Annotated in this window: 20 protein-coding genes and 2 pseudogenes; 10 read left to right on the top strand and 12 right to left on the bottom strand. The window is 67.9% G+C overall.

Annotated elements, in window-relative coordinates; genetic code table 11:
* Positions 1–34 precede the first annotated feature (34 nt).
* Complete coding sequence (locus AB5S05_RS00335; protein WP_369285406.1) at positions 35–937, bottom strand: EamA family transporter; 903 nt, start codon at positions 935–937, stop codon at positions 35–37.
* A gap of 77 nt (positions 938–1,014) precedes the next feature.
* Between AB5S05_RS00335 and AB5S05_RS00340 the strand changes: the two genes are divergently transcribed.
* Positions 1,015–1,518: a MarR family winged helix-turn-helix transcriptional regulator gene (locus AB5S05_RS00340; protein ID WP_369285407.1), complete on the top strand. Its 504-nt coding sequence runs from the start codon at positions 1,015–1,017 to the stop codon at positions 1,516–1,518.
* A 4-nt stretch (positions 1,519–1,522) separates the two neighbouring features.
* On the opposite strand, the gene AB5S05_RS00345 is transcribed toward AB5S05_RS00340, so the two are convergent.
* Positions 1,523–2,494, bottom strand: a complete 972-nt coding sequence (locus AB5S05_RS00345) for a TAXI family TRAP transporter solute-binding subunit (RefSeq protein ID WP_369285408.1) — start codon at positions 2,492–2,494, stop codon at positions 1,523–1,525.
* 189 nt (positions 2,495–2,683) lie between these two features.
* On the opposite strand from AB5S05_RS00345, the gene AB5S05_RS00350 reads away from it, so the two are divergent.
* The 6 genes and pseudogenes from AB5S05_RS00350 to AB5S05_RS00370 all read left to right on the top strand — a co-directional run bounded on the left by AB5S05_RS00350 (position 2,684) and on the right by AB5S05_RS00370 (position 9,578).
* Positions 2,684–4,069, top strand: a complete 1,386-nt coding sequence (locus AB5S05_RS00350; protein WP_369285409.1) for a M16 family metallopeptidase — start codon at positions 2,684–2,686, stop codon at positions 4,067–4,069.
* 73 nt (positions 4,070–4,142) lie between these two features.
* Positions 4,143–4,466 carry a hypothetical protein gene (locus AB5S05_RS00355; RefSeq protein WP_369285410.1) on the top strand — a complete coding sequence of 108 codons (324 nt, stop codon included), beginning with the start codon at positions 4,143–4,145 and terminating at the stop codon, positions 4,464–4,466.
* Positions 4,467–4,606: 140 nt separating this feature from the next.
* Entirely contained in the window at positions 4,607–6,886 is a 2,280-nt protein-coding gene (locus AB5S05_RS00360; protein WP_369285411.1) for a putative bifunctional diguanylate cyclase/phosphodiesterase, read from the top strand.
* A pseudogene (locus AB5S05_RS22080) lies at positions 6,883–7,590 on the top strand (PAS domain-containing protein); the annotation flags it as partial. The gene AB5S05_RS00360 and the pseudogene AB5S05_RS22080, both read left to right, overlap by 4 nt.
* 330 nt (positions 7,591–7,920) lie before the next feature.
* A pseudogene (locus AB5S05_RS22085) lies at positions 7,921–8,478 on the top strand (methyl-accepting chemotaxis protein); the annotation flags it as partial.
* A gap of 77 nt (positions 8,479–8,555) precedes the next feature.
* On the top strand, positions 8,556–9,578 hold the full coding sequence (locus tag AB5S05_RS00370; protein WP_369285413.1) for a DUF5924 family protein: 1,023 nt from the start codon (positions 8,556–8,558) through the stop codon (positions 9,576–9,578).
* A 7-nt stretch (positions 9,579–9,585) separates the two neighbouring features.
* Here the strand turns inward: AB5S05_RS00370 and AB5S05_RS00375 are convergent, their stop codons facing one another.
* From AB5S05_RS00375 to AB5S05_RS00390, 4 genes are all read right to left on the bottom strand, one after another.
* Positions 9,586–10,815 carry a nucleoside recognition domain-containing protein gene (locus AB5S05_RS00375; RefSeq protein ID WP_369285414.1) on the bottom strand — a complete coding sequence of 410 codons (1,230 nt, stop codon included), beginning with the start codon at positions 10,813–10,815 and terminating at the stop codon, positions 9,586–9,588.
* Positions 10,816–10,894: 79 nt separating this feature from the next.
* Complete coding sequence (locus tag AB5S05_RS00380; RefSeq protein WP_369285415.1) at positions 10,895–12,487, bottom strand: EAL domain-containing protein; 1,593 nt, start codon at positions 12,485–12,487, stop codon at positions 10,895–10,897.
* A gap of 43 nt (positions 12,488–12,530) precedes the next feature.
* Positions 12,531–13,301, bottom strand: a complete 771-nt coding sequence (locus AB5S05_RS00385) for an N-acetylmuramoyl-L-alanine amidase (RefSeq protein WP_369285416.1) — start codon at positions 13,299–13,301, stop codon at positions 12,531–12,533.
* Positions 13,298–13,891, bottom strand: a complete 594-nt coding sequence (locus AB5S05_RS00390) for a MarC family protein (protein WP_369285417.1) — start codon at positions 13,889–13,891, stop codon at positions 13,298–13,300. The genes AB5S05_RS00385 and AB5S05_RS00390 overlap by 4 nt, the downstream gene beginning before the upstream one ends.
* Before the next feature lie 169 nt (positions 13,892–14,060).
* On the opposite strand from AB5S05_RS00390, the gene AB5S05_RS00395 reads away from it, so the two are divergent.
* Complete coding sequence (locus tag AB5S05_RS00395) at positions 14,061–15,479, top strand: DASH family cryptochrome (RefSeq protein ID WP_369285418.1); 1,419 nt, start codon at positions 14,061–14,063, stop codon at positions 15,477–15,479.
* Between the two features lie 22 nt (positions 15,480–15,501).
* Here the strand turns inward: AB5S05_RS00395 and AB5S05_RS00400 are convergent, their stop codons facing one another.
* The 5 genes from AB5S05_RS00400 to AB5S05_RS00420 form a co-directional block, all read right to left on the bottom strand.
* Complete coding sequence (locus tag AB5S05_RS00400; protein WP_369285419.1) at positions 15,502–17,418, bottom strand: GGDEF domain-containing protein; 1,917 nt, start codon at positions 17,416–17,418, stop codon at positions 15,502–15,504.
* Positions 17,415–18,293, bottom strand: a complete 879-nt coding sequence (locus AB5S05_RS00405) for an endonuclease/exonuclease/phosphatase family protein (protein ID WP_369285420.1) — start codon at positions 18,291–18,293, stop codon at positions 17,415–17,417. The genes AB5S05_RS00400 and AB5S05_RS00405 overlap by 4 nt, the downstream gene beginning before the upstream one ends.
* 21 nt (positions 18,294–18,314) lie before the next feature.
* Positions 18,315–18,944 carry a thiol:disulfide interchange protein DsbA/DsbL gene (locus AB5S05_RS00410; RefSeq protein ID WP_369285421.1) on the bottom strand — a complete coding sequence of 210 codons (630 nt, stop codon included), beginning with the start codon at positions 18,942–18,944 and terminating at the stop codon, positions 18,315–18,317.
* Between the two features lie 148 nt (positions 18,945–19,092).
* A complete protein-coding gene (locus AB5S05_RS00415) occupies positions 19,093–19,698 on the bottom strand; it encodes a c-type cytochrome (RefSeq protein ID WP_369285422.1) in 606 nt (201 codons plus the stop codon).
* A gap of 45 nt (positions 19,699–19,743) precedes the next feature.
* Positions 19,744–20,034, bottom strand: a complete 291-nt coding sequence (locus tag AB5S05_RS00420) for a c-type cytochrome (RefSeq protein WP_369285423.1) — start codon at positions 20,032–20,034, stop codon at positions 19,744–19,746.
* A 244-nt stretch (positions 20,035–20,278) separates the two neighbouring features.
* Between AB5S05_RS00420 and yihA the strand changes: the two genes are divergently transcribed.
* Positions 20,279–20,920, top strand: a complete 642-nt coding sequence (gene yihA / locus AB5S05_RS00425) for a ribosome biogenesis GTP-binding protein YihA/YsxC (RefSeq protein ID WP_369285424.1) — start codon at positions 20,279–20,281, stop codon at positions 20,918–20,920.
* 259 nt (positions 20,921–21,179) lie between these two features.
* Here yihA and polA read toward each other — a convergent pair whose 3' ends face one another.
* Positions 21,180–23,972, bottom strand: coding sequence for a DNA polymerase I (gene polA, locus AB5S05_RS00430; RefSeq protein ID WP_369285425.1), 2,793 nt, complete (start codon positions 23,970–23,972; stop codon positions 21,180–21,182).
* A gap of 74 nt (positions 23,973–24,046) precedes the next feature.
* Here polA and AB5S05_RS00435 point away from each other — a divergent pair, with 74 nt between their 5' ends.
* Positions 24,047–24,331 carry a DUF2782 domain-containing protein gene (locus AB5S05_RS00435; protein ID WP_369285426.1) on the top strand — a complete coding sequence of 95 codons (285 nt, stop codon included), beginning with the start codon at positions 24,047–24,049 and terminating at the stop codon, positions 24,329–24,331.
* Positions 24,332–24,335: the final 4 nt, after the last annotated feature.

A 24,335-nucleotide genomic window follows, 5' to 3' on the forward strand; every position in this document is an offset into this window, starting at 1 on the left:
TCTCCTGTGGCGAGGGTGGGAAAGGGGTATGGCTTCAGCTCACGGCGGCCTGGCCCCTGGGCGCGGTCGGCGCGGCGCTCGCCGCCCACTGCACCGCCAGGATGCTGCCGAGCACGCCGACCAGGCCCAGCAGCGCCAGGCCGCTCAGGCGCTGGCCGAGCAGGGCCCAGCCCAGCACCACCGCCATCGACGGGCTGAGCAATCCCAGCGAGGACACCGCCACCGGCGACAGGCGAGCGATGCCGCGAAACCACAGGACGTAGGCGAGCAGGGCGCCGAACAGCGACAGGTAGGCGTAGCCGAGCAGGTGCGTGGCATTCAGCGGCGGCAACGGCGGGTCGACCAGCCAGGCCACTGGCGCCAGCAGCAGCCCGCCCACCAGCAGCTGCCAGCCGGTAAAGGCCAGCAGCGGCACGGCCGGGCGCCAGCGCCGCGCCAGGTAAGTGCCGGCCGCCATGCAGGCGGTGCCGACGAAGGCGGCGAGGATTCCCGTCGGGTCCCAGACAGTCCCCGGCGACAGCAGCAGGGCCGCCATGCCGGCGACCCCGAGCAGGCTGGCGCTGATGGCCAGGTGGCCGGGCGGATGCCGGTCGAGCAGCCACACCAGGCCCATCACCAGCAACGGCTGGATCGCCCCGACCACCGCGGCCAGGCCGCCGGGCAACCGGTAGGCGGCGACGAACAGCAGCGCCTGGAAAAACCCGATGTTGAGCATGGCCAGCACGGCCAGGCGGGCCCATTCGCGCCGCTGCGGCAGATGCCGGCTGTAGAGCACCAGCAACAACCCGGCGGGCAAGGTACGCAGCAAAGCGGCGGTGAACGGCCGATCCGCGGGCAGCAGTTCGGTGGTGACTATGTAGGTCGAACCCCAGATGGCTGGCGCCAGGGCGGTCATCAGGGCGTCGCGCCAGGCGACGAGGACGGGCCGAGTGCTCATGCAATTACCTTCAATTCAAGATATAATTCCAGCCTGACACGAATTAATCTTGAATTCAAGACAACTGAGGTTCAGTGATGCACAGCGATCATCGCCCGGATGCAGTGGATGCCATCCTCGACCAGTGGCGCAGGGAACGCCCGGATTTGGACCTGAGCCCGATGGCCAGCATCGGTCGCCTCAAACGTTGTTCCGCCCTGCTCGGACGACGCCTGGAGGAAACCTTCGCGGCCTTCGGCCTGAGTGCCTGGGCCTTCGACGTGCTGGCCACCCTGCGCCGCACGGGGGCGCCCTACTGCCTGGCGCCTACCGCCCTGTTCTCCACCCTGATGGTCACCTCGGGCACCATGACCCACCGCCTGAAGAGCCTGGAGGCCAGCGGCTGGATCACCCGCCAACCGAGCCAAGCAGATGCGCGCAGCCTGCTGGTGCAACTGACCCCGGCCGGGCTGGAGCTGATCGATCGCGCCGTGGCGGCGCATCTGGACAACGAGCGCAACATCCTCGCGCCGCTCGACACCCAGCAGCTGCAGGCGCTGGATGCCGGCTTGCGCAGCCTGCTGGCGGCACTGGAGCCCTGAGCGCCTACAGCCAGCCACGCTCGCGGTAGTAGCGCGCGGCGCCCTCGTGCAGCGGGGCGCTGAGGCCACGGCTGATCATCTCCGCCTCGCGCAACTCGGCGAAGGCCGGATGCAGGCGCTTGAAGCGCTCGAAGTGCTCGAACACCGCCTTGACCAGCAGGTAGACCACCTGCGGATCGGCACCGGCACGGGTCGCCAGCACCGCCCTGACGCCGAACGACGGCGTCGCGTCCGGATTGCCGCGGTACAGGCCGGCGGGAATCTCGGCCGGACCGTAATAGGGTTTCTGCGCCAGCAGCTGGTCGATGACCGCACCGCGCACCGGCACCAGCACGGCATCGGTGAGGAGGGTGGCTTCCTGGATGGCGCCATTGGGATGGCCGACGAAGTAGCTCATCGCATCTATCCGGTCGTCGGCCAGGGCGACGGCCTGCTCGGCCGGCTTGAGGTCGGCGGCGAGGGCGAACGTCGCCTCGCTCCAGCCCTTAAGGCGCATGATCTCGGCGAAGGTCGCGCGCTGCCCGGAACCGCGATTGCCCAGATTGACCCGTTTGCCCGGCAGGTCATCGAGGCCGGCGATTCGCGCATCGCGCCGGGCCAGCAGGGTGAAGACCTCGCTGTGCAGGGAAAACAGCGAACGCAGGTCGGCCAGCGCCCCTTCGCCGGCGAACGGCGCCAGGCCGTTGAGCGCCTGGTACTGATGGTCCGCCTGCATCAGGGCGAAATCCAGCTGAGCGCGACGCAAGCCGTTGACGTTGGCCACCCCGCCAGCCGTGACCGGCGCCTCGCAATCGATGCCGTGCTGACGCCGGTCGCGCTTGAGCAAGCTGCAGATGGCCTGGCCGGCGACGTAGTAGACGCCGGTCTGGCCGCCGGTACCGATGCGGATCTGCGCTGGCGCCGCAACGGCCGCGTCGTTCAGGGCAGGGCCTGCCAGCGCCGCCAAGAGAATCCATGCAAGTAATCGCCCATTCATCGACTGTCTCCTCCGCCAGGGGTGGCCAGGACGCGCCTCGGCGTTGCAGGCGCCTGCCCGGCGAGCTGGCACGCCAGGCCTCATGGACTGCACTCTAGTTCATGATGGCAGCCGCGACAGGGGCCCTGCGCCGTCGCGAGCGCCAGCCGCAGCGGTTATGCTGGGCCGGTGTCCGCCTGGAAGACCTGCATGTACCGCCTGATCGCGCGCTGTCTGTTGCTCACCGCGCTGCTCGCCGCTCCCGTCTCGGCCGCCGACTACCTGCAGGTCGAGGGCTACCCGCTGGAGAACGGCCTGCAGCTGCTGCTCAAGCCCACGGCCGCGCGCGGCCATGTGGCGATCCGCCTGCTGGTGGGCGTGGGCACCGAGCAGTTCGCCTGCGCCGACCGCGAGCTGCCGCACCTGCTCGAGCACCTGCTGTTCAGCGGCATCGACGCCAGCGGCGAGGCCGGCCTCGAAGCGCGCATGCAGGCCCTCGGCGGCGAGTGGAATGCCTTTACCCGCAGCAGCGACACCGCCTACGTCATCGAGGCGCCGGCCAGCAACCAGCGCGCGGTGCTCGACCTGCTGCTGGCCAGCCTGATCAACACCGAACTGGACGAGGCCAAGCTCGCCGCCGCCAAACGCGTGGTCGAGCGCGAGAATGGCGGCCACTACTCCAACCTGCAGCGCCTGCTCGACCAGCAGAACCTCAGCCGCGAAGCCCACCAGCAGCTGGCCGTGGAACTGGGCCTGGCCTGCGCCGAGCGCGCCGAGGTCGAGCATCTGAGCCTGGCCCAGCTCGAACGCCTGCGCGAAGACTGGTACCTGCCGAACAACATGACCCTGATCGTGGTCGGCGACCTCGACCCGCGTCTGCCGGCCTACCTCGAACGCAGCTATGGCGCCCTGCTGGCGGCCGAGCTGCCACAGCCGCGGCCCCAGGCCGAGGCCCAGGGCCCGGCGAAGGCGCGGCGCCAGTTGGTCGACGGGCTGCTCGGCGACAACGCCGGCCTGCACTGGATCCTCCCCGAGCCCTGGGTCGGCGAGCACGACCACGAGACCTGGGAGCTGTTGCGCGATTACCTCGACTGGGCGCTCTATCGCCAGCTGCGCATCGAGCGCGGCCTGGCCTACGGGCCCTGGAGCGAGCGCAGCCAGTTCGCCAGCGCCAGCTTCTTCAGCCTCAATGCCGAGGTCCAGCGCAGCGACCTGGCGCGGGCCGAGCAGGTCATGCACCGGCTCGCCCGCGACCTGCTGCGCGACGGCCTCGAGCCGGCCAGTTTCCGCCGCCTCCAGCAGGCGGCCGTGGCCCGCCAGGCCTGGGCGGTGCAGGGCAACAGCGAGCTGGCCGACTACTACTGGAATGCCCTCGGCGACTATGCCGACGGCCGCTTCAGCGACCCGGCCGAGGGGCTGCGGGCGGTCAGCCTGGAGCAGGCCAACCGCGCCGCCCGACTGCTGTTCGAGCAGGCCGGCTATGTGCGCATCGAACGCCCCCTGCTCAGTGGCAGCGGCCTCTACTGGCTGGGCGCCGGGCTACTCGGCCTGGTGCTGCTCGGCCTGCTGGCGCTACGCCGGCGCCCGAGCGCGTGACACTGACACCGGTCAAAGGATCCCCCGGGCTCTTGCGCTAGCCTTAATGGCAATTAGCCATACCGGAACTGCCATGCCCAAGCCCCGCCTGCTCGTGACCCTGCCCGACGCACAATCGACCTGCCGCGCCAGGCGCCTGCTGGAAAGCCAGGTGCCGGGCTGCGAGGTGCTCGAGGAGCCCCGCGACTGCAGCCAGGCCGCCCTGTGCCGCTGGCTGCAGGAGCTGCCGCCGCAGCAGCTCGGCGAAGTCCAGGCGCTGCTCAGCGAGGCGGTGCAGGTGCTGGAGCACAGCCGCCAGGCGTTCAAGTCGGCCCAGCTGGCGGCGCTGCGCAAAACCCTGGCAAAGGCTCTGGAAGGCTTGTCGGAGCCAAGCCAATCGGGTAAAAACTTACTTTAAGTAGGGTTTCGCTTCGGCGAAGACCGGCTTTGCCGGGCAGGACGTAGGGGCCTGCAAGACAGAGCGCCGTGGTCAGTCATTTATTGCAAATGGCTGACCACGGCGCTTTTTTTTGCGCCGCAAAACGCAAGGGACTCGCCATGGGCAACGAACAAGAATTCCAAGAATTGCTCCAGCAGATAGGCCTCGATCGGGAGGAAATCTGCCAGCGCCTGGATTTTCTCGACTGGGGCCACGCCGACATCAAGCGCCTGGGCTCGCATGGCCGCGCCCTGCAGCCGGCGCACGCCCGCTTTCTCGACCATCTGTATCAGCGCCTCGGCGACTTTCCCGCGACGGCGGCAGTGCTCGGCAATCCGGCCACCGTCACCCGCCTCAAGCACAGCCAGAGCGACTACTACCAGCGCCTCTGGCACGGCCCCCACGACCACGACTACGTGCTCAACCGGCTGCGCATCGGCTGGGTACATCAGAAGATCGGCGTCGACCTCAAGTGGTACCTGGGCGCCTATCGCCTGTACCTGCAGGAGATGCTCGACGGCCTGCTCGGCGAGCACCCGGCCAGCGCCTGCTTCGCCAGCCTGCTCAAGGCGGTGTTCTTCGACATCGGCCTGGCCCTGGACACCTACAGCGCCGCCCAGCGCAAGGCCCTGGAAAACAGCGAGGCGCGCTTCGCCCGCGCCCTGCGCGGCGCCAACGATGGCCTCTGGGACTGGCACATCGACCATGACCAGCTGTACCTCTCCGAACGCTGGGCGGACATGCTCGAGCTGCACCGCGACCAACTCGGCAGCGGCAGCGCCGGCTGGTTCGCCCGGGTCCACCCCGACGACCTCGGTGGCCTGCGCCGGGCCATCGAGGCGCACCTGCAGGGCGCCACGGCCTCGCTGCACCACGAATACCGCATCCGCCGCCAGGACGGCAGCTACCTCTGGGTGCTGGTACGCGGGGTGGCCGAGCAGGTCGCTCCCGGGCAGCGGCGCATGGCCGGCTCGCAGAGCGACATCAGTCAACGTCGCGCCGCCCAGGAGCAACTGCAGCATGCCGCCCGCCACGATCCGCTCACCGGCCTGGCCAACCGCACCCGCCTGGACGAGCTGCTGCGCCAGGTGGCCCAGCGCTCGCGCCGCCCGGGCGCCCGCGAGGCGGCGCTGCTGTTCATCGACCTGGATCGCTTCAAGCTGATCAACGACAGCCTCGGCCACCAGATCGGCGACCGGGTGCTGGTGGAAGTGGCCCGGCGCCTGGGTCATTGCCTGCGCCCTGGCGACCACCTGATCCGCTTCGGCGGCGACGAATTCGTGGTTCTGCTCGACGACCTGGCGCATATCGCCGATGCCGAGCGGGTCGCCCAACGCATGCTCGACAGCCTGCTGCCGCCGCTGCAGGTGCAGGCCCACCAGCTGGTGGTCAGCATCAGCATCGGCATCGCCGCGCTCAGCGAGGAGAACGCCGGGCTCGACTCGCTGCAGGCCGCCGACCTCGCCCTGTACCGCGCCAAGGCGGCCGGCAAGGCCCAGTTCGCCCGCTACAGCGCCGAGCTGCAGAGCCAGGCCCAGCACCAGCTGGAACTGCAGGGTGCGCTGAGCCGGGCGCTGGACAGGGGCGAATTCAGCCTGGTCTACCAGCCGATCTGCCAGCTCGACCGCGAGCAACCCTACCTGGTGGCGGTCGAAGCCCTGCTGCGCTGGCAACACGACGGCCAGGAGGTGTCGCCGCTGGAGTTCATTCCCTGCCTGGAGGAGTCCGGGGCGATCCTCGCGGTCGGCGCCTGGGTGCTGCGCCAGGCCTGCATCCAGGTGCGCCACTGGCAGCTGGCCGGGCAGCAGCAGCTGCGCTGCTCGGTCAACCTGTCCAGCCGCCAGCTGCTGCAGGCCGATTTCGCCGCCCGGGTGGCCGACATCCTGCGCGAGACCGGCCTGCCGCCGGCCAGCCTGGTGCTGGAAATCACCGAGAGCCAGCTGATGGAGGACAGCGCCCAGACCCTGGCCTGCCTGCGCGAGCTGGCCAGCCTGGGCATCCAACTGGCGCTGGACGACTTCGGCACCGGCTACTCCTCGCTCGGCTACCTCAAGCGCTTCCCGCTGCACATCCTCAAGGTCGACAAGAGCTTTATCGGCGCCGCCCCCGAGGACAACGACTCGCGGGTGATCAGCCGCGCCATCATCGGCCTGGGCATCAGCCTCGGCCTGCAGGTGGTGGCCGAGGGCGTGGAGCGCATCGAACACCTCGAGTTCCTGCGCGCCGAGGGCTGTCGCCTGGCGCAGGGCTACTGGTTCAGTCGACCACGACCACCGGCCGAACTGGAGCGCCTGTTCAGCGGCGAAGACTGCTTCGAGGGCCTCTGGTGCCTGCTCGAGTCGCCACGCCACGTCGTCCCCACGCCTTCCGAACCACTAGCCACGAGAGCCATGCCATGAAGCTGAACCTGCCCGTCACGGGCCGAGCCATCGAGGTCGGCGCCGAGGTCAATATTCTCTCCACCACCGACCTCAAGGGCGCGGTGAGCTACGTCAACCCGGACTTCGTCGCCATCAGCGGATTCAGCCGGGACGAGTTGCTCGGCCACAACCACAACGTCGTGCGTCACCCGGACATGCCGCCGGCGGCCTTCGCCCAGCTGTGGGCCACGCTGAAGGACGGACGCTCGTGGATGGGCCTGGTGAAGAACCGCTGCAAGAGCGGCGACCACTACTGGGTCAGCGCCTATGTCACCCCGGTGGTGCGCAACGGCCAGGTGGTGGAGTACCAGTCGGTGCGCACCCGGGCCGAGGCCGGCGAGATCGAGCGCGCCGAACGGCTGTACGCCCAGCTGCGCGCCGGCCAGGCCCCGCGCCGGTTGCGCCCGCCGCGGCTGCAGCTGGCGCAGCGTCTGAGCCTGCTGTGCGCCCTGCCCGGGCTGCTGCTTGCCAGCCTGCTCGGCGCCAGCGGCGCCCTACCCATGCTGCCGGCCCTGGGCGGGGCGCTGGCCCTGGCCGCCGTGCTGGCGCTGCTGCTGCATTGGCAGCTGCGGCCACTGGCCGAACTCACTCGGCAGGCCCGGGCGATCGCCGACAACCCGCTCAGCCAGCTGCTCTACACCGGGCGCCATGACTGCTTCGGCCAGATTGCCTTCGCCCTGCGCAGCCTGCAGGCCGAGGCCGGCTCGGTGGTCGGGCGGATTGCCGATTCGGCGCGGCAGCTGAGCCGCGAGGCCAGCGAGCTGGTGGCCGCGGTGGACAACAGCAGCCAGGCGACCGTGCAGCAGCAGGGCGAGACCGATCAGGTCGCCAGCGCCATCGACCAGATGGCCAGCAGCGTGCAGGAGGTCGCCCGCCACGCCCAGCTCAGCGCCAGCGCCGCCAGCGAGGCCGACCTGGAGACCCACAGCGGCCTGCGCCTGGTCGAACAGACCCGCCAGTCGATCGCCGCCCTGGCCGATGAGGTGCAGCAGAGCAGCCGGGTCATCGATCAACTGGAGGCGCGCAGCCACGAGATCAATCAGGCGCTGGAGGTGATCCAGAGCATCGCCGAACAGACCAACCTGCTGGCCCTCAATGCGGCGATCGAGGCGGCGCGGGCCGGCGAGGCCGGGCGCGGCTTCGCCGTGGTCGCCGACGAGGTACGCGCGCTGGCCTCGCGCACGCAGAACTCCACCGCGCAGATTCACGCCATCATCGACAACCTGCAGCAGGGCACCGGCGACGCCGTGGCCGCCATGAGCCGCAGCCAGCAACAGGCCGAGGCCAGCGTCGCCCAGGCCCTGCAGGCCGCCCAGGCGCTGGAGGGAATCAACCAGCGGGTCAGCCAGATCAGCGACATGAGCCTGCAGATCGCCGCCGCGGTGGAGCAGCAGAGCGCGGTTGGCGACGATATCCAGCGCAACCTCTGCGGTATCCGCCAGGCCGGCGAAAGCAATGTGGTGGCCAGCACCCAGAGCCGCGGCAGCGCCGACCAGGTCGCGGCGCTGGCCGAGCGCCTGCAGGGCCTGGCCGAGCAGTTCTGGGGCGGCAAGCGCAGCCACGGTCACTGAGGCGCGCCGGCCCCCGAGGGGCAGGCCAAGGGAGTATCCTCTGCCATTGGATCTCCCCCTGCGCCCCGAGCCCACCCGTGCCGACCCTTGCTTCCGCCCGCGCCTGCCTGTTGCGCCTGCTCGCCCTGATCCAGCGCCACCCACGCCTGCTGGCGCTGTTCGGCTTCTTCTCCGGGCTGGCCAGCTTCATCCTGGTCAAGCGCCAGGCCGAACTGGCCCAGGTCCTGGCCCTGGTGATGCTGCTCAGCTGGCTGTGGCTGATCCTCGAGAACCTCCTGCGCGAGCGCGTCGCGCGCTGGCTGGGCGTCGAGCTGCCGCCGCCCTTGCTGCGCTATGCCACCCAGATGATCCATCAGGAGAGCCTGTTCTTCGTCCTGCCGTTCTTCTTCATCACCACCACCTGGAATAGCGGTCAGGCGCTGTTCAGCGGCCTGCTGGCGCTGGCCGCGCTGGTCTCGATCATCGACCCGCTGTACTACCGCTGGCTGGCGCCGCGGCGCTGGCTGTACCTGGCCTACCACAGCCTGACCCTGTTCGCCGTGCTGCTCACCGCACTGCCGATCATCCTCAAGCTGACCACCCCGCAGAGCTACCGCCTGGCCCTGGGAACCGCGGCGCTGCTGTCGCTGCCCAGCCTGCTCGGCATCATCACCGTGCAGCGCTGGTGGCGCGGCCTGCTGTTGCTCGGCCTGAGCCTGGCGCTGGCCGGCGGCGGCTGGCTGGCGCGGGTCTGGGTGCCGCCGGCGACCCTGTGGCTGAATCAGGTGGCGCTGAGCACCGGCCTGGATCCGCGTACCCGCGCCCCGGGCTCCGATCTGCAGCAGCTGAGCGTGGCCCAGTTGCGCGCCCAGGGCTTGTTCGCCTTCACCGCGATCAACGCGCCACGGGGGCTGAACGAGCGCATCTACCATGTCTGGCGCCAGGACGGCCGCGAGATCGAGCGCATCGCCCTGACCATTCATGGCGGCCGCGGGCAAGGCTACCGGGCCTGGACCCACAAGCAGAACTTTCCCCGCGCCGCCACCGGCCAGTGGCAGGTACAGGTCGTCACCGAGGCCGGGCAGATGATCGGCGTGCTGCGCTTTCGGGTGACCGACTGATGCCGACTCAGCCGAAGAACCAGTAGCACACCCCGATTGCCGCCAGCACCCCGGCCAGTTCGGCCAGCAGGGCGCAGCCCACGGCATGGCGTACGCGCTGGATGCCGACCGAGCCGAAGTACACCGCCAGCACGTAGAAGGTGGTCTCGGTGCTGCCCTGCACAGTGGCCGCAATCAAGGCCGGGAAGCTGTCGACCCCCTGGCTCTGCATGGTCTCGATCAGCATGGCCCGCGCCGCGCTGCCGGAGAACGGCTTGACCAGGGCGGTGGGCAGCGCCTCGACGAAGCGGCTGTCCCAGCCGAGCGCCTCGACCAGCCAGCGGATGCCGTCCAGGCCGATCTCCAGCGCTCCGGAGGCGCGCAGCACGCCAATCGCGCAGAGCATCGCCACCAGGTAGGGCAGCAGACTCTTGGCCACGTCGAAGCCTTCCTTGGCGCCTTCGATGAACTGCTCGTAGACCGCCACCCGCTTCAGCGCACCGAGCAGCAGAAACGCCAGGATGATGCCGAACAGGGTCAGGTTGCCCATCAGCGAGGACAGCGCCGCCAAAGCGGTGGCGCTCATCCCCGCGAGCAGCGCCATGAAGGCGCCCAGGGCCAGGGCGCCGGGGATCAGGTAGGCGAGCACCACCGGGTCCCACAGGCGCAGGCGCTGCATCAGCGCCACCGAGAGCAGGCCGACCAGAGTCGAGGCGCTGGTCGCCAGCAGGATCGGCAGAAACACCAGGGTCGGGTCGGGCGCGCCCTGCTGCACCCGGTACATGAAGATGCTCACCGGCAGCAGGGTCAGCGACGAGGCGTTGAGCACCAGAAAGAGGATCTGCGCATTGCTCGCCGTGGTGCTGCTGGGGTTGAGGTCCTGCAGCGCGCGCATGGCCTTGAGGCCGATCGGGGTGGCGGCATTGTCCAGGCCCAGGCCGTTGGCGGCGAAGTTCATGGTGATCAGGCCGAGGGCCGGGTGCCCCCGCGGCACCTCCGGCATCAGGCGGGCGAACAGCGGGCCGAGCAGGCGCGCCAGGGCATCGACCAGGCCGGCTTTTTCGGCGATGCGCAACAGGCCGAGCCACAGGGTCAGGGTGCCGAACAGCACGACCATCACCTCGACCGACAGCTTGGCCATGGCGAACAGGCTCTCGACCATGGCGGCGAACACCGCCGGATCGTCGCCGACCAGCCAGCGCGACAGGCCGGCCACCGCCGCCACCACGAAAAATCCCAGCCACAGGCCGTTGAGCATGCTCGTTCTCCCCCCAGGTCAGTGCGCGGATGATAGCGCGCCGGCAGAGGCTAGGGGGCAGGGCGTATTCAAGCGCGGATCAAGGCACCTCGGCCTGAGCCGCCATGCGCTCGCGAAACTTCTGCGCGGTCAGCGCCCGGTCGAACAGCCAGCCCTGGCCGGAGTGGGCGCCCTCGCTGGCCAGCAGGCGCGCCTGGGCATCGTCCTCGATGCCCTCGGCGACCACCTTCAGCTCCAGGGCATGGGCCATGCGGATGATATGCGGCGCCACCCCGCTGCTGGCCGCATCGTGGCCGAGGGTGTCGACGAAGGTCTTGTCGATCTTCAGGTAGTCGATCGGCAGATCCTGCAGGTAGGCCAGGCTGCAATAGCCGGTGCCGAAGTCGTCGATCAGCACCTTGTGGCCCTGGGCACGCAGCTCGCTCAGGGTCTCCCGGGCGGCCTGGACGTCGACCATGCCGCGCTCGGTGATCTCGAAGGCGATCTGCTGCGGGGCCACCTTGAAGCGCTGCAACAGGCGCGCGGCCACCGCGGCGATACGCGAGTGGCTGACGTCGCAGGGCGCCAGGTTGACCGAGATATACAGCTGCGGATGGCTGCGCAGCAGATCACCCAACTGCTCGAGCACCTCCTCCAGCACGTAGTCGGTGACCCGGCGGATCTGCCCGGTGGCCTCGGCCAGGGGAATGAACAGGTCCGGGTGGGTCAGGGTGCCATCGGGGCGCTGCCAGCGCACCAGCGCCTCGGCGCCGACACAGCGGCGGCTCTGCAGGTCGATGATCGGCTGGTAGTGCACGTGCAGCTCGCGGCGGCGCAGCGCACCGGCCAGGCTACCGGTCAGCGACTGGCGCTGGCGTACCTGCTGAAACACCAGGGCGCCGGTCAGCAGGGCCAGCAACAGACAGGCCGGCAGCAGCGGCTGCCAGATGTCGTCGATGCGTTGGCGCAGGCCGGCACGGGGGGCGACCAGCACCAGCTGGAAGGTCTGTCCCGGCCGCGGCATGGTGTAGACCAACTGTTCGCCGCCGATCAGCAGCGGCCTGTCCTCCGGCGAGGGCCAGCCCTTGGGCGGCCAGATCGGCTGCGGCCCGAGCAACGGCAGGACCTGGCCGCTGTCCTTACCCACCAGCAGCAGGCTGCTGCCCGGCTCCAGGTCGACCACATCGGCCAGATGGCCGCGGGAGGTGGAGACGCGAAAGTAGCCGCGGCCGATCACCAGCGCGGCCAGGTCATCGTCGCGCTCGGCCGAGGTGTTGAGCCAGTACTGGTGGCGCGTGCCCTTGATATCGGGCGGCCGATTCACATCCAGGGAGCTCTGCCGGGGCCAGGACGAACAATGCTGGCGACCGCCGATGAACGCCGCCTCGTAGATGAAGCGATGGCTGAAACTGACCTGGCGCAGGACCTCCACCATGGCCCTGTCGCAGCCACGCAGCGGTTGCCCTTCGAGCTCGTCGAGGCCCTCGCGCAGCTGGCCGAAGAGCTGTTCGATACGCTGCAGGAAGCGCTCGCCGCGGGCATTCATCTCGGCGCTCTCCATGCGCTGCGCCTGCAGGCTGGCGAACAGCTGGCTGGCCGCCAGCAGCAGCAGGGCGCTCAGCACGCCGGCCAGCAAGGCCATCGGCCAAGGGTGGTAAACCGCTCTAGCCATTCGCGCCAGCGGATGGGCCATGATCAGACACCCCCACTATGGTCTTTCAGGTATAGCCCATCGCTCAGGGGCTGTTCAGCACCAGCAGCAGGGCGGCGGTCTGGGCATCCGGCTGGCCGTCGTAGCGGCTCGGCCGAAATTTCATCTGGAAGGCCGCCAGCACCCTGCGGGTCGCCTCGTCCAGCTCGCCATGGGTGGGCACCAGATAGCCCTGCTGCGCCAGCTGCGCCTGGAACCAGGCGACGGTCGGCAGGCTGCGCTCGAACAGCGCCTGCTGCCGCGCCACCGCCTGGGCATCCGGCCAGGGCAGCAGGCCGGCCTCGGCCAGGCGTTGCCAGGGAAACAAGGGCCCCGGATCGACCTTGCGCTGCGGCGCCACGTCGCTGTGGCCGAGGATGCTGCCGGGGGCCAGCTGGTGACGCTGCATGATGTCCTTGAGCAGCACGATCAGGGCATCGATCTGCTCCGGCGGATAGGGCTGCCAGGTACGCCCCGCGGGGCCATCCCGGTAGCCCTGGTTGACCAGTTCGATACCAATGCTGGTGCCATTGAGCCAGGTACGCCCCTGCCACTGGCTGTCGCCGGCATGCCAGGCGCGGCGGTTTTCATCGACCAGGCGGTAGATGGTCGGCGGGCCGTCACCGATCAGGTAGTGACTGCTGACCTCGCCTTCGCTGAGCAGCCTGAGCGAGCGCGCCAGGTCGGTGGAGGTGTAATGCAGGACGATGTATTGCACCCGGCTGCTCTGGCCGGCGGCGCTGTAGGAGTCATCGATGCGCGGGCCGGCGCAGCCGGCGAGCAGGGCGAACAACAGGGCTAGGCAGAAGACTCTCATGGGGCGATATGCAACACGCTTTGAAGGTTGTCCAGCAACATGTCGACGCTGAGCATGATCAGCAGCATGCCCATCAGGCGCTCCACCGCGGTCAGTCCGCGGGTGCCGAGGAAGCGTTGCAGGAACGAGGCCTGCAAGAGGATGAAGGCGGTCGCCGCCCACGCCAGGATCAACGCCAGGTAGAGCTCCCAGAGCGGCCCTTCATGGGTGTTGCGCAGGGTCATCAGCACCGCCAGGGCAGAGGGACCGGCGACCGCCGGCGTGGCCAGCGGCACCAGCATCGGCTCGCCATCGGGCAGGTCGCCGAGCAGGCCTTGGGGGCTGGGGAAGATCAGGCGCATGGCGATGACGAACAGGATGATCCCGCCGGCGATCGCCGTGGCTTCGCGCGACAGGCCCAGGCCGCTGAGCATCTTGTCGCCGAAGGTCAGGAACAGCAGCAGCAGGGCCAGGGCGAACAGCAGCTCGCGCCCGGCCACCCACAGCCGACGCTCGGGGGCGACGTTCTTCAGCGCGGCGATATAGATGGCGATATTGCCGAAGGGGTCGGTCACCAGAAAGATCAGTACGGCGATACCAAAAATGTCCATGCAAGCCTCCGAAACAGGTAGGCACAGTCTAGTGTTGTAAGAAGCACTCGTCTGTTGGCAAAGCGCCATAGAGGGAGCGGATCGGCGCAGTGGGCCAGGCATGGCCACGAAATGGGGCCGCAGCCTGAACGGCCCTGGCAGTTTTCCCTGACCCTAGGCGGATCACATCATGCGCGCGCTGCTCTGGTTTAAACAGGACCTGCGCCTCGACGACCACCCGGCACTGCAGGCCGGACTGGACGCCGAGTGCCTGCTGCCGGTGTATATCTTCGACCCCCGGCAACTGCAGCTGGGCGAGTTCGGTCTGCGCCGCCTCGGCGTCCACCGTGCCCGCTTCCTGCTGGAGAGCCTGGCGGCGCTGGACGGCGCCTTGCGCCTGCGCGGCTCGAGTTTGCTGGTGCTGCCCGGCGCGGCCGACCAGCTGATTCCCAGGCTGGTCCGGCAATTCGCCCTGCACCAGGTGCTGACCCTGGACGAGATCGCCCCGCAGCAACGCCACCAGCTGGCCGCCGTGGCCTTTCAGCTGGCCGGCCTGCCACTGCTGCGGGCCCAGGGCAACAACCTGCTGGCCGACGAGGACCTGCCCTGTGCCCTGGAGCGCCTACCTCACTCCTTCAGCCAGTTCAGACAGCTGGTCGAGCAGCGCCTGCTGGTGTTTCAACCGCGGCCGGCCCCCGGCATGCTGCCGCCGCTGCCCGAAGGCGCGGCGGCGCTGCTGCAGTCCCTGCCGACCCTGTCGCAGCTGGGCCTGGGCGAACCCCTAGGGGTCGCCAACAGCGCTTTTCCCTTTTCCGGTGGCGAGGCGGCGGGCCAGGCGCGCCTGCGTGATTTTCTCTGGAACAGCCAGGCCGTGCGCAGCTGCCAGGACAGCCGCAACGGCCTGATCGGCAGCGAATATTCCTCAAAGCTCTCGCCCTGGCTGGCCAACGGCAGCCTGTCGCCACGTCGCGTCATCGCCGAACTGCGCCGCCACGAGGGGCAATACGAGCGCAACGATTCGACCCGCTGGTTCTGGCAGCAACTGCTCTGGCGCGAATTCTTCCGCTGGACCCTGATGCGCCATGGCAGCGCCCTGTTCGAGGCCGGCGGCCTGAAGGCCACCGCGCGCGCCCCGCAGCAGCTCGACCAGCGCTTCGGCGCCTGGTGCCAGGGACGCACCGGCATGCCCCTGGTGGACGCCAACATGCGTGAGCTGGCGGCCACCGGTTTCATCTCCAACCGCGGCCGCCAGGTAGTCGCCAGCTACCTGATCAACGACCTGCAGCAGGACTGGCGGCACGGCGCCGCCTGGTTCGAAGAACACCTGATCGACTATGACCCGGCGAGCAACTGGGGCAACTGGGCCTACCTCGCCGGAATGGCCTGCGACCCGCGCCAGCGGGGCACGTTCAATGCCCTGCGCCTGGCCCGCCAGTACGACCCCGAGGCGGACTATGTCAGCCTCTGGCTGCCGGAGCTGCGCCACCTGCCGCAGCATCTGCGGCACACGCCCTTCCTGCTGTCGCAGCTGCAGTTACAGGCGCTCAACTACCCGCGCCTGGAGCGGATCCCGGATACCTGGCGGCCCTACCTGCAGAGCGCGGCCTGAGGCCGCCGCGGGCAGGCGGCCGCTAGCCCTGCTCGACCCGGTTGCGGCCGCCGCGCTTGGCCCGGTAGAGGGCCTGATCGGCGCGTTCGAAGGTCTGCTCGCTACGCTCGCCACCGGCGAAGGCGGCGATACCCGCGGACAGGGTGATGACCACCCGCTTGCCGCGAAAGTGGAAAGGGCAGGCCTCGATCCCCTCGCGCAGACTTTCCAAAAGCTGCAGCCCTCCGGCCAAGGGCGTCGCCGGCATCAGTAGGACGAACTCCTCGCCACCGAATCGGGCAATGAAATCGGTCTTGCGCAGGCGCTTGTTCAATTCAGCGGCGATGATCTTCAACACCTTGTCGCCGGCCAGGTGGCCATAGTCGTCGTTGATTCGCTTGAAATGGTCGATGTCCAGCACCGCCAGCAGCAACTCGCCGCCGTAGCGCTGCCAGCGCGCCTGCTCCAGGTCCAGACGCTCGTTCCAGGCCGCGCGGTTGGGCAGCCCCGTGAGCGGGTCGGTAAGCGCCTTCTGCCGTTGTTCCTCGAGGTGCTGGCGAAAGCCCTTGGCTTCCTGCTCCATGTTCGCGACCCGCTCGACCAGGGTCTGCAGACGCTCGGCCACCAGCTGTTCGCGCCGGTCGCGCTGCTGCTGATACTGGCGCATGGTGCCGAGCAGGCCGTCCAGACGAGTCTCCACCAGCCCCTTGAGACTGCTCAGGTCGGTCGCCTGTTGCACGCTGCTCTGCAGGCCGTCGACCTGCTGGCGCAACTCGCTGTCCAGCGCCCGCGCGGCACTGACGGAGTCGGCATAGCCATCGTGGGCCTCCTGCAGGTTGCCCTGGAAGGTCGCCAGGCGTTCGTTGAGCTGCTTGAGATAGCCCTCGAACTCGCGCTGGCCGACATCCGATATGGCCAACAGCAGGACCGTCAGGTCATCCAGCACCGGCACCAGCTCATAGAGGTTCAAGCCGGCCTCAATGCGCTGCTGCAACTGCTCGGCCTGGGCCTGGTGGTACTCGGGCAACGGCAGCTCGGCCAGCAGCCCGAGCAGGGTTGCCTCGACATGGTCGGCGATCGCGCTGTACCCCGGTTCGGGTGCGGAGGGCAGGGCGTAGTCGGGATCGTCGTCCCGGGCGGCGGCGGTTTCAGCCGGCTGCGCCGGCGTGCCCGGCTGGTCGCTCGCCGGCAACAGGTCGACAGGTACCGGCAGGCTGTCCAGAACCGCAGGCATGGCGCGCGCCGGGGTTGAGCCGCCTGGCGTGGCGACGACGCTATCGACCGCTGCGGCAGCGACGGGGGCGCTATCGACCCGCGTGGTGACGTCCGGCGAGGCGTCGCCCGGCGAGGCGTCGCTCGGCGCCGGCGACGCGGCTGCAGGCGCCGGTTCGCTGGCCGCACTCCCCTCGGTTGCGGGGCCGGCGGCCGAAGAGGGCGTGTCGCGACCGGCGAACAATCGTTGCAGCAGGCCAGGCCTTGGCGGCTCGTTGCGCTCCAGTACGGCCAGCGTCTGCTCCTGCAGCTGGCTCAGCTGACCTAACAGGGCAGGCAACTCGCGCACCTGGCCGGCGCGCTCGTCGAGCTGCTTGGCATAGCTTTTCAGGGCCTTGCGCACCTCGCGCGGCACCTGCTGTTGCAGCAGCTGCTCGGCCAGCGCGCGCAAGGCGCCGGCCACCTGGGCGACCCGCTGTTGGCGGCGCTGCTCGGAGTCCAGCAGGGTCTTCTCCAGGCGCGGGATCAGGGCGGCGAGGCCGGCGTCCATGTCGCCGCGACGCAGGGTCTCGCGCAACTCCTGCATGCACTGATCGACCGCCTTGTCGGCGCCCTCGGCGGCCAGGCTGCTGCGCACCAGGCCCCGGCGCAACAGGTCGAGACGACTTTCCCAGCGCCGCTCGAGCTTCTCCTGCTGCTCGAGGCTGGCCAGGTACTTGTCTTTCCAGCGCTGCTCGTCCGCGCTCATGCAAGGTTGCCCTGAACCGAGGGGGAGCGCCGCGACAGCGGCTTGTCATCACGCGTGCGTGGCAGGCGGATCTCCACCGCCACCGGCAGGTGATCGGAGATCGGTAGGGCCAGCACCTCCACGCGCTCCAGCTCCAGGCCGGGGCTCAAGAGGATATGGTCGAGGCAGCGCTGCGGGCGCCAGCTGGGAAAGGTCGCCTCGATCTGCGGGGCTATCAGCCCCAGGTCTCGCAGCGGCGAACTCTGCAACAGGTCGGCGGCATGGGTATTCATGTCGCCCATCAGCACCTGGTGCCGGTAGCCACCGATCAGCTCGCGCACATAGGCCAGCTGGCGGGTGCGGGTGCGCGCGCCCAGGGCCAGGTGCATCATCACCACGACGATGGCGTCGGCCCCCTCGCCCAGGCGCAGGAGCATGGCGCCACGCCCCGGCGGCCCGGGCAGCGGGTGATCTTCCAGCAGGCTGGGGCGCAGGCGGCTCAGCACGCCATTGCTGTGCTGGGCCAGGCGCCCGAGGTTGCGATTGAGTTGCTGGTACCAGTAGGGGAAGGCCCCCAGGTGCGCGAGGTGCTCGACCTGGTTGACGAAGCCCGAGCGCAGGCTGCCGCCGTCGACCTCCTGCAAGGCCACCAGGTCGTAACCGCCGAGCACCTCACCGATACGCTGCAGATTGTTGGCTCGCCCGGTATGGGGCAGCAGATGCTGCCAACCGCGGGTCAGGTAATGCCGGTAGCGCTCGGTGCTGATGCCGACCTGGATATTGAAGCTGAGCAGGCGCAGGCGACCGTCGCTGGGCCAGTCGCCGGCAACGGGGCACTGCGGATTGACCTGCGGATCACACAGGCCAATGGGGCGGCTGGCTGGCCAACGGCGCACGTCAGTTCACGCCCGGGGCGCTTACTGCGCGGCCCGTTCCTTGGCGATCAGGTAGTCGGCCACCTGCAGGGCCTTCTCCGGGCCACCGGCACTGCCGATGTCGAAGCGGTACTTGCCGTTGACGATCATCACCGGCACGCCACTGATCTGGTAGGCCATGGCCAGTTTCTTGGCCTTCTCCATCTGGCTCTTGACCCCGAAAGAGTTGAAGGTCTTGAGGAACTCGCCGCGGTCGACACCCTCGGCGGCGAGAAAATCGGCCATCTCTTCCGCGGTCGCCAGCTTCTTGCCCTGCTTGTGGATGGCGTCGAAGACCGCCTCGTGCACCTTCTGTTCGACCTGCATGCTCTGCAGGGTGATGAACAGCTGGCCATGGACGTTCCAGGCCCCACCGAACAGCGCCGGGATGCGCAGGAAGTTCACATCCTCGGGCAGCTGCTTGATCCATGGGTTGATGGTCGACTCGAACTGATAGCAGTGCGGGCAGCCATACCAGAACAGCTCGACGACCTCGATCTGACCGGGCTTGGACACCGGCACCGGGCTCTTCAGCTCGACGTATTGCTTACCCGCCTCGAAATCCTCGGCATGGGCGGTGACACCAAACAGGCTGACGGTCGCAAACAGGGCGGAAAGAATCAGGTTACGCATGCAGGACTCCTTGGCAGTCGAACGATACGGGGCGCAGACCACTGTTCGACCGGTGGCGTAGGGGCGGGTTCCGGACATTGTAGCCGCGGACAAAATGAAAAAGGGTGGCCGAAGCCACCCTTTTCTTTGCAACGTCTTACACCTTGAATCAGTGCAGGCCCTGAACGAAGCTGGAGACCGCCTCGATGTCCTTGTTGCTCAACTTGGCGGCGATCGAACGCATGATTCTGCTGTCGCCGTCGTTGGTACGGTCGCCCTCGCGGAAGGCGGTCAGCTGCTTGGCCACATAGGCGGCGTGCTGGCCCCCGAGCTGAGGGAAACCCGCGGCATCGATGCCGGCGCCATTGGGCGCATGGCAACCGGTGCAGGCCGGCATGCCTTCGTCCAGCTTGCCGCCACGGAACAGCGCCTCACCACGGGCGACCAGTTTCGGATCGGCCGCACCGACACTCATCTTCTGGCTGGCATAGTAGGCGGCGATATCGGCCAGGTCCTGCTCGCTCAGGTTGTTCAGCAGGCCGGTCATTTCCACGACCTGGCGGTTGCCGGCCTTGATGTCCTGCAGCTGCTTGAGCAGGTAACGCTCGCCCTGACCCGCCAACTTGGGGAAGTTCGGGGCCAGGCTGTTGCCGTCAGGCCCGTGGCAGGCGCCACAGACGGCAACCTTGCCCTCACCGGCGGCGGCATCGCCAGCGGCATGGGCCAGGCCGGTGATGCCCAGCGTCAACAGCAGAGTCATGAGTACTTTGTTCATCAGCTAATCCAATACGGCTAAGGGTAAAAAGAAAAATGGGCCGGACTACTTGCTCATCCACTCGATGACGGCTTGGTAATCCTCAGCCGTACAGTCCATGCACAAACCGCGCGGCGGCATCGCATTGAAACCATTGGTCACATTGGCAACCAGCACATCCATACCCTTGGCCAGACGTGGCTCCCAGGCGGCGGCGTCACCCTTTTTCGGCGCCATCGGCAGCTGCCCGTTGTGGCAGGCGCCGCAGGCGCGGTTGAACACTGCTTCCGGATCCTGAGCAGCCTGGCTGTTATAGGAGAAAACCAATACAGCGGCGGCGAGTAGCATTTTATTCATCAGATCAGCCTCATCAGGGAGGGGAACGCGCTGCCTTCTTCACACACAAAGGTCTGATTCGTCCCCAAGATACTCATCCAGCGGATGGGACAAAGCGCACACAAAATCTGCGGCATTATATACTGGCCCCACCGAAACGGAAACGACGCTACTTGCCGCGCTGCCCAGCGCGGGGCAGGATGCGCGCAAATGTCGCAAGGGCCTAGCTGCCCAGCCCTCACGCCCGCCCTCACCGGATACCCCGATGCACGCCAAGAACCCGATCATCGGCCTGTGCCAACAGGCCAGCTTCCTCATCAGCGCCGCCAAGGTCGACCAGTGCCCGGACGACCTCGGCCATGAAGTGGCCTTCGCCGGGCGCTCCAACGCCGGCAAGTCCAGCGCCTTGAACACCCTGACTCACGCCAGCCTGGCACGTACCTCGAAGACCCCGGGGCGTACCCAGCTGCTCAACTTCTTTCAGCTGGACGAGCAGCGCCGCCTGGTCGATCTGCCCGGCTACGGCTATGCCAAGGTGCCGATTCCGCTCAAGCAGCACTGGCAGAAGCACCTGGAAGCCTACCTGGGCAGCCGCGAGAGCCTGCGCGGACTGATCCTGATGATGGACATCCGTCACCCCCTGACCGAATTCGACCAGCTGATGCTGGACTGGTCGGTGGCCAGCCAGATGCCCATGCACATCCTCCTGACCAAGGCCGACAAGCTGGCGTTCGGCGCGGCTAAGAACGCGCTGCTGAAGGTCCAGCAGGACATCCGCAAGCGCTGGGGCGAGGGAATCGGCATCCAGCTGTTCTCGGCGCCGAAACGCCAGGGCATCGAACAGGCCCATGCGGTGCTGGCCGACTGGTTGCAACTGGGCGAAGCGCTGGAGAACGAGCAGGCCTGAGCGCTTCTGGCAGACAAAAAAAACCCCGAACTTCGTATGGGGAGAGAGAAGTTCGGGGTTTAAGCCTCTGAACCGCTAGGGCGGGGTTCAGATATCTGCCAACACTTAACACAACATAGGAGCACTGAAGGGCTTTTCGGCCATTCCTAGACTCTGACTGGCGCCCGTCGGGCAAAGTTCAGCCGTCGCTAAAAACTATTTGCTATCAATAAATAATTTTGAGGCAAAAAGGTTTTAAACACGCCGGCGCCCCGGCGAATCAGTGCGCCTCGTCCCAGTTGTCGCCCACCCCGACCTCGACCAGCAAGGGCACATCCAGCGCTGCAGCACCGCCCATCAGCGGCTTGATCCGCTCGCGCAGCTGCTCGACCAGGTCCTCGCGCACCTCCAGCACCAGTTCGTCGTGGACCTGCAGAATCACCCTGGCATCCAGCCCGGACTCAGCCAGCCAGGCATCCACCGCGATCATGGCGCGCTTGATGATGTCCGCCGCCGTGCCCTGCATGGGCGCATTGATTGCGGTGCGCTCGGCGGCCTTGCGCATGGCCTGGTTCTTGGCGTTGATTTCCGGCAGGTACAGGCGGCGACCAAACAGGGTCTCGACGAAGCCCTGCTCAGCGGCCTGCTCGCGGGTACGCTCCATATAGGCCAGCACGCCGGGATAACGAGCGAAGTAGCGGTCGATATAGGCCTGGGCCTGCTTGCGCTCGACGCCGATCTGCTTGGCCAGGCCGAAGGCGCTCATGCCATAGATCAGGCCGAAGTTGATCGCCTTGGCGCTACGCCGCTGGTCGGTGGTCACCTCGTCCAGGGCCACGCCGAACACCTCGGCGGCGGTGGCCTTGTGCACGTCGCGGTCGTGGCGGAAGGCGTCCAGCAGCCCCTCGTCCTGGGCCAGGTGGGCCATGATGCGCAGCTCGATCTGCGAGTAGTCGGCCGCCAGCAGCTTGTAGCCCCTGGGCGCGACGAAGGCCTGGCGGATGCGCCGACCCTCGGCCGTGCGGATTGGGATGTTCTGCAGGTTCGGATCGCTGGACGACAGCCGCCCGGTAGCCGCCACCGCCTGGTGGTAGCTGGTGTGGATACGCCCGGTGCGCGGGTTGATCTGCTCCGGCAGGCGGTCGGTGTAGGTGCTCTTGAGTTTGCTCAGGCTGCGGTACTGCATCAGCACCTTGGGCAGCTCGAAGTCCTGCTCGGCCAGCTCGGCGAGCACCGCCTCGGCGGTGGACGCCTGGCCCTTGGCCGTCTTGCTGAGCACCGGCAGACCGAGCTTGTCGTAGAGGATCACCCCGAGTTGCTTGGGTGAGGCCAGGTTGAACTCCTCCCCGGCGATATCGAAGGCCTGGCGCTCCAGGGCCACCAGCTTGTCGCCCAGTTCCACGCTCTGCTGGCCGAGCAGCTTGGCATCGACCAGCGCGCCCTGGCGCTCGATGCGCGCCAGTACCGGCACCAGCGGCATTTCGATCTCGCGCAGGACCCTGGCCAGGCTCGGCTCGGCCTCGAGCTTGGCCCACAGGGTCTGATGCAGGCGCAGGGTCACGTCGGCGTCCTCGGCGGCGTAGGGCCCGGCCTGGTCCAGGGCGATCTGGTCGAAGGTCAGCTGCTTGGCGCCCTTGCCGGCGATGTCCTCGAAGCGGATGGTGCTGTGGCCGAGGTACTTGAGGGCCAGGCTGTCCATGTCGTGGCGGGTGGCGGTGGCATCCAGCACATAGGACTCGAGCATGGTGTCGAAGGCCACGCCCTGGACCTCGATGGGGGTGGAGGCATTGGCCAGGATATTGATGTCGTACTTGGCGTGCTGGCCGACCTTGGCCTTGCGCGGATCCTCGAGGATCGGCTTGAGCGCGGCCAGCACCTGGTCGCGGTCCAGCTGTGTCGGCACGCCCATGTAGGAGTGGGCCACCGGGATATAGGCCGCCTCATGGGCACTGACCGCGAAGGACAGGCCGACCAGCTGCGCGCGCTGCGCATCCAGGCCGGTGGTCTCGGTGTCGAAGGCGATCAGCTCGGCCCGCTTCAGCTTGTCCAGCCAGGCGTCGAACTGCGCCTGCTCGAGCAGCGTCTCGTAGCGACCCTCCGCCGGCACCGGCTCGCTCTCGGCGGAGCCCTCGGCCGCTGCGGCATCTCCGGCGAACAGGTCGCCACTGGGCGCCGCCTTGGGTGCAACGCCCTTGTTCTGCCGCAGCAGCTCGTCCAGCCAGCTCTTGAACTCCAGCTCTTCGTACAGCTCGAGCAACGCCGGCACATCGGCCGCACCCGGGTGCAGGCTGTCGATCTCGATATTCAGCGGCACATCCAGCTTGATGGTCGCCAGCTGGTAGGACAGGTAGGCCATCTCGCGGTGTTCGGCGAGCTTGGCCGGCAGGCCCTTGGCGCCGCGGATCGGCAGTTCGGGCACCTTGTCGAGGTTGGCGTAGATCACGTCGAGGCCGCCGCCGAGGCCGACCAGCAGACCCAGCGCGGTCTTCTCGCCCACCCCCGGCACCCCGGGGATGTTGTCGACCTTGTCGCCCATCAGCGCCAGGTAGTCGATGATCAGCTCGGGACCGACGCCGAATTTCTCTTTCACGCCATCCACGTCGTAGACGCTTCCGGTCATGGTGTTGACCAGCGTAACGTGCGGGCAAACCAGCTGGGCCATGTCCTTGTCGCCGGTGGAAATCACCACGTCGCGGCCCTCGCCGGCGCACTGCCGGGCCAGGGTGCCGATCACGTCATCGGCTTCCACGCCGTCCACGCAGAGCAGGGGGAAACCCAGGGCGCGCACGCTGGCATGCAGCGGCTCGACCTGTACCCGCAGATCGTCCGGCATCGAGGGGCGGTTGGCCTTGTACTCGGCGAACAACTCGTCGCGGAAGGTGCCGCCCTTGGCGTCGAACACCACCGCGAAGGGGCTGTCCGGGTACTGCTTGCGCAGGCTCTTGAGCATGTTCAGCACGCCCTTCACCGCGCCGGTGGGCAAGCCCTTGGAGGTGGTCAGCGGCGGCAAAGCATGGAAGGCGCGGTACAGGTAGGACGAACCGTCGACCAGGACGAGGGGGGCTTGGCTCATGAGCAGAATCAACCTTTTCGGCGGAGGCAGCGCTAGAATGACTGCACCATTGACGACAAAGGGACAAGGTTACCATGCGCACACTCAATCGCCTGTTGCTGGCCAGTCTGCTGGCAATCGGTTCGCTCGCGGCGCAGGCCGAAGATCCGGTGTCCGCCGACCCGGATGTGACCATCCGCCAGGAGGGCGACAAGACAATCGAGGAATACCGGGTCAATGGCTTCCTCTATGCCATCAAGGTCACGCCGAAAATCGGCAAACCCTACTTTCTGGTGCGCGCCGACGGCAGCGACGGCAATTTCGTCCGTTCGGATCAGCCGGACATGCTGATTCCAGCCTGGGAAATCTTCAAATGGTAAGTTG

This window comes from Pseudomonas zhanjiangensis (assembly GCF_041027545.1).
In the GTDB taxonomy this organism is placed as follows: domain Bacteria; phylum Pseudomonadota; class Gammaproteobacteria; order Pseudomonadales; family Pseudomonadaceae; genus Aquipseudomonas; species Aquipseudomonas zhanjiangensis.

Excerpts from the sequence above, each read along its gene's own strand:
- AB5S05_RS00410 (WP_369285421.1), bottom strand. The coding sequence starts at position 18,944 with ATGCGTAACCTGATTCTTTCCGCCCTGTTTGCGACCGTCAGCCTGTTT.
- AB5S05_RS00390 (WP_369285417.1), bottom strand. The coding sequence starts at position 13,891 with ATGGACATTTTTGGTATCGCCGTACTGATCTTTCTGGTGACCGACCCC.
- AB5S05_RS00335 (WP_369285406.1), bottom strand. The coding sequence starts at position 937 with ATGAGCACTCGGCCCGTCCTCGTCGCCTGGCGCGACGCCCTGATGACC.
- AB5S05_RS00435 (WP_369285426.1), top strand. The coding sequence starts at position 24,047 with ATGCGCACACTCAATCGCCTGTTGCTGGCCAGTCTGCTGGCAATCGGT.
- AB5S05_RS00360 (WP_369285411.1), top strand. The coding sequence starts at position 4,607 with ATGGGCAACGAACAAGAATTCCAAGAATTGCTCCAGCAGATAGGCCTC.
- AB5S05_RS00355 (WP_369285410.1), top strand. The coding sequence starts at position 4,143 with ATGCCCAAGCCCCGCCTGCTCGTGACCCTGCCCGACGCACAATCGACC.
- AB5S05_RS00350 (WP_369285409.1), top strand. The coding sequence starts at position 2,684 with ATGTACCGCCTGATCGCGCGCTGTCTGTTGCTCACCGCGCTGCTCGCC.
- AB5S05_RS00375 (WP_369285414.1), bottom strand. The coding sequence starts at position 10,815 with ATGCTCAACGGCCTGTGGCTGGGATTTTTCGTGGTGGCGGCGGTGGCC.
- AB5S05_RS00385 (WP_369285416.1), bottom strand. The coding sequence starts at position 13,301 with ATGAGAGTCTTCTGCCTAGCCCTGTTGTTCGCCCTGCTCGCCGGCTGC.
- AB5S05_RS00395 (WP_369285418.1), top strand. The coding sequence starts at position 14,061 with ATGCGCGCGCTGCTCTGGTTTAAACAGGACCTGCGCCTCGACGACCAC.
- AB5S05_RS00340 (WP_369285407.1), top strand. The coding sequence starts at position 1,015 with ATGCACAGCGATCATCGCCCGGATGCAGTGGATGCCATCCTCGACCAG.
- AB5S05_RS00420 (WP_369285423.1), bottom strand. The coding sequence starts at position 20,034 with ATGAATAAAATGCTACTCGCCGCCGCTGTATTGGTTTTCTCCTATAAC.
- AB5S05_RS00400 (WP_369285419.1), bottom strand. The coding sequence starts at position 17,418 with ATGAGCGCGGACGAGCAGCGCTGGAAAGACAAGTACCTGGCCAGCCTC.
- yihA (WP_369285424.1), top strand. The coding sequence starts at position 20,279 with ATGCACGCCAAGAACCCGATCATCGGCCTGTGCCAACAGGCCAGCTTC.
- polA (WP_369285425.1), bottom strand. The coding sequence starts at position 23,972 with ATGAGCCAAGCCCCCCTCGTCCTGGTCGACGGTTCGTCCTACCTGTAC.
- AB5S05_RS00415 (WP_369285422.1), bottom strand. The coding sequence starts at position 19,698 with ATGAACAAAGTACTCATGACTCTGCTGTTGACGCTGGGCATCACCGGC.
- AB5S05_RS00345 (WP_369285408.1), bottom strand. The coding sequence starts at position 2,494 with ATGAATGGGCGATTACTTGCATGGATTCTCTTGGCGGCGCTGGCAGGC.
- AB5S05_RS00380 (WP_369285415.1), bottom strand. The coding sequence starts at position 12,487 with ATGGCCCATCCGCTGGCGCGAATGGCTAGAGCGGTTTACCACCCTTGG.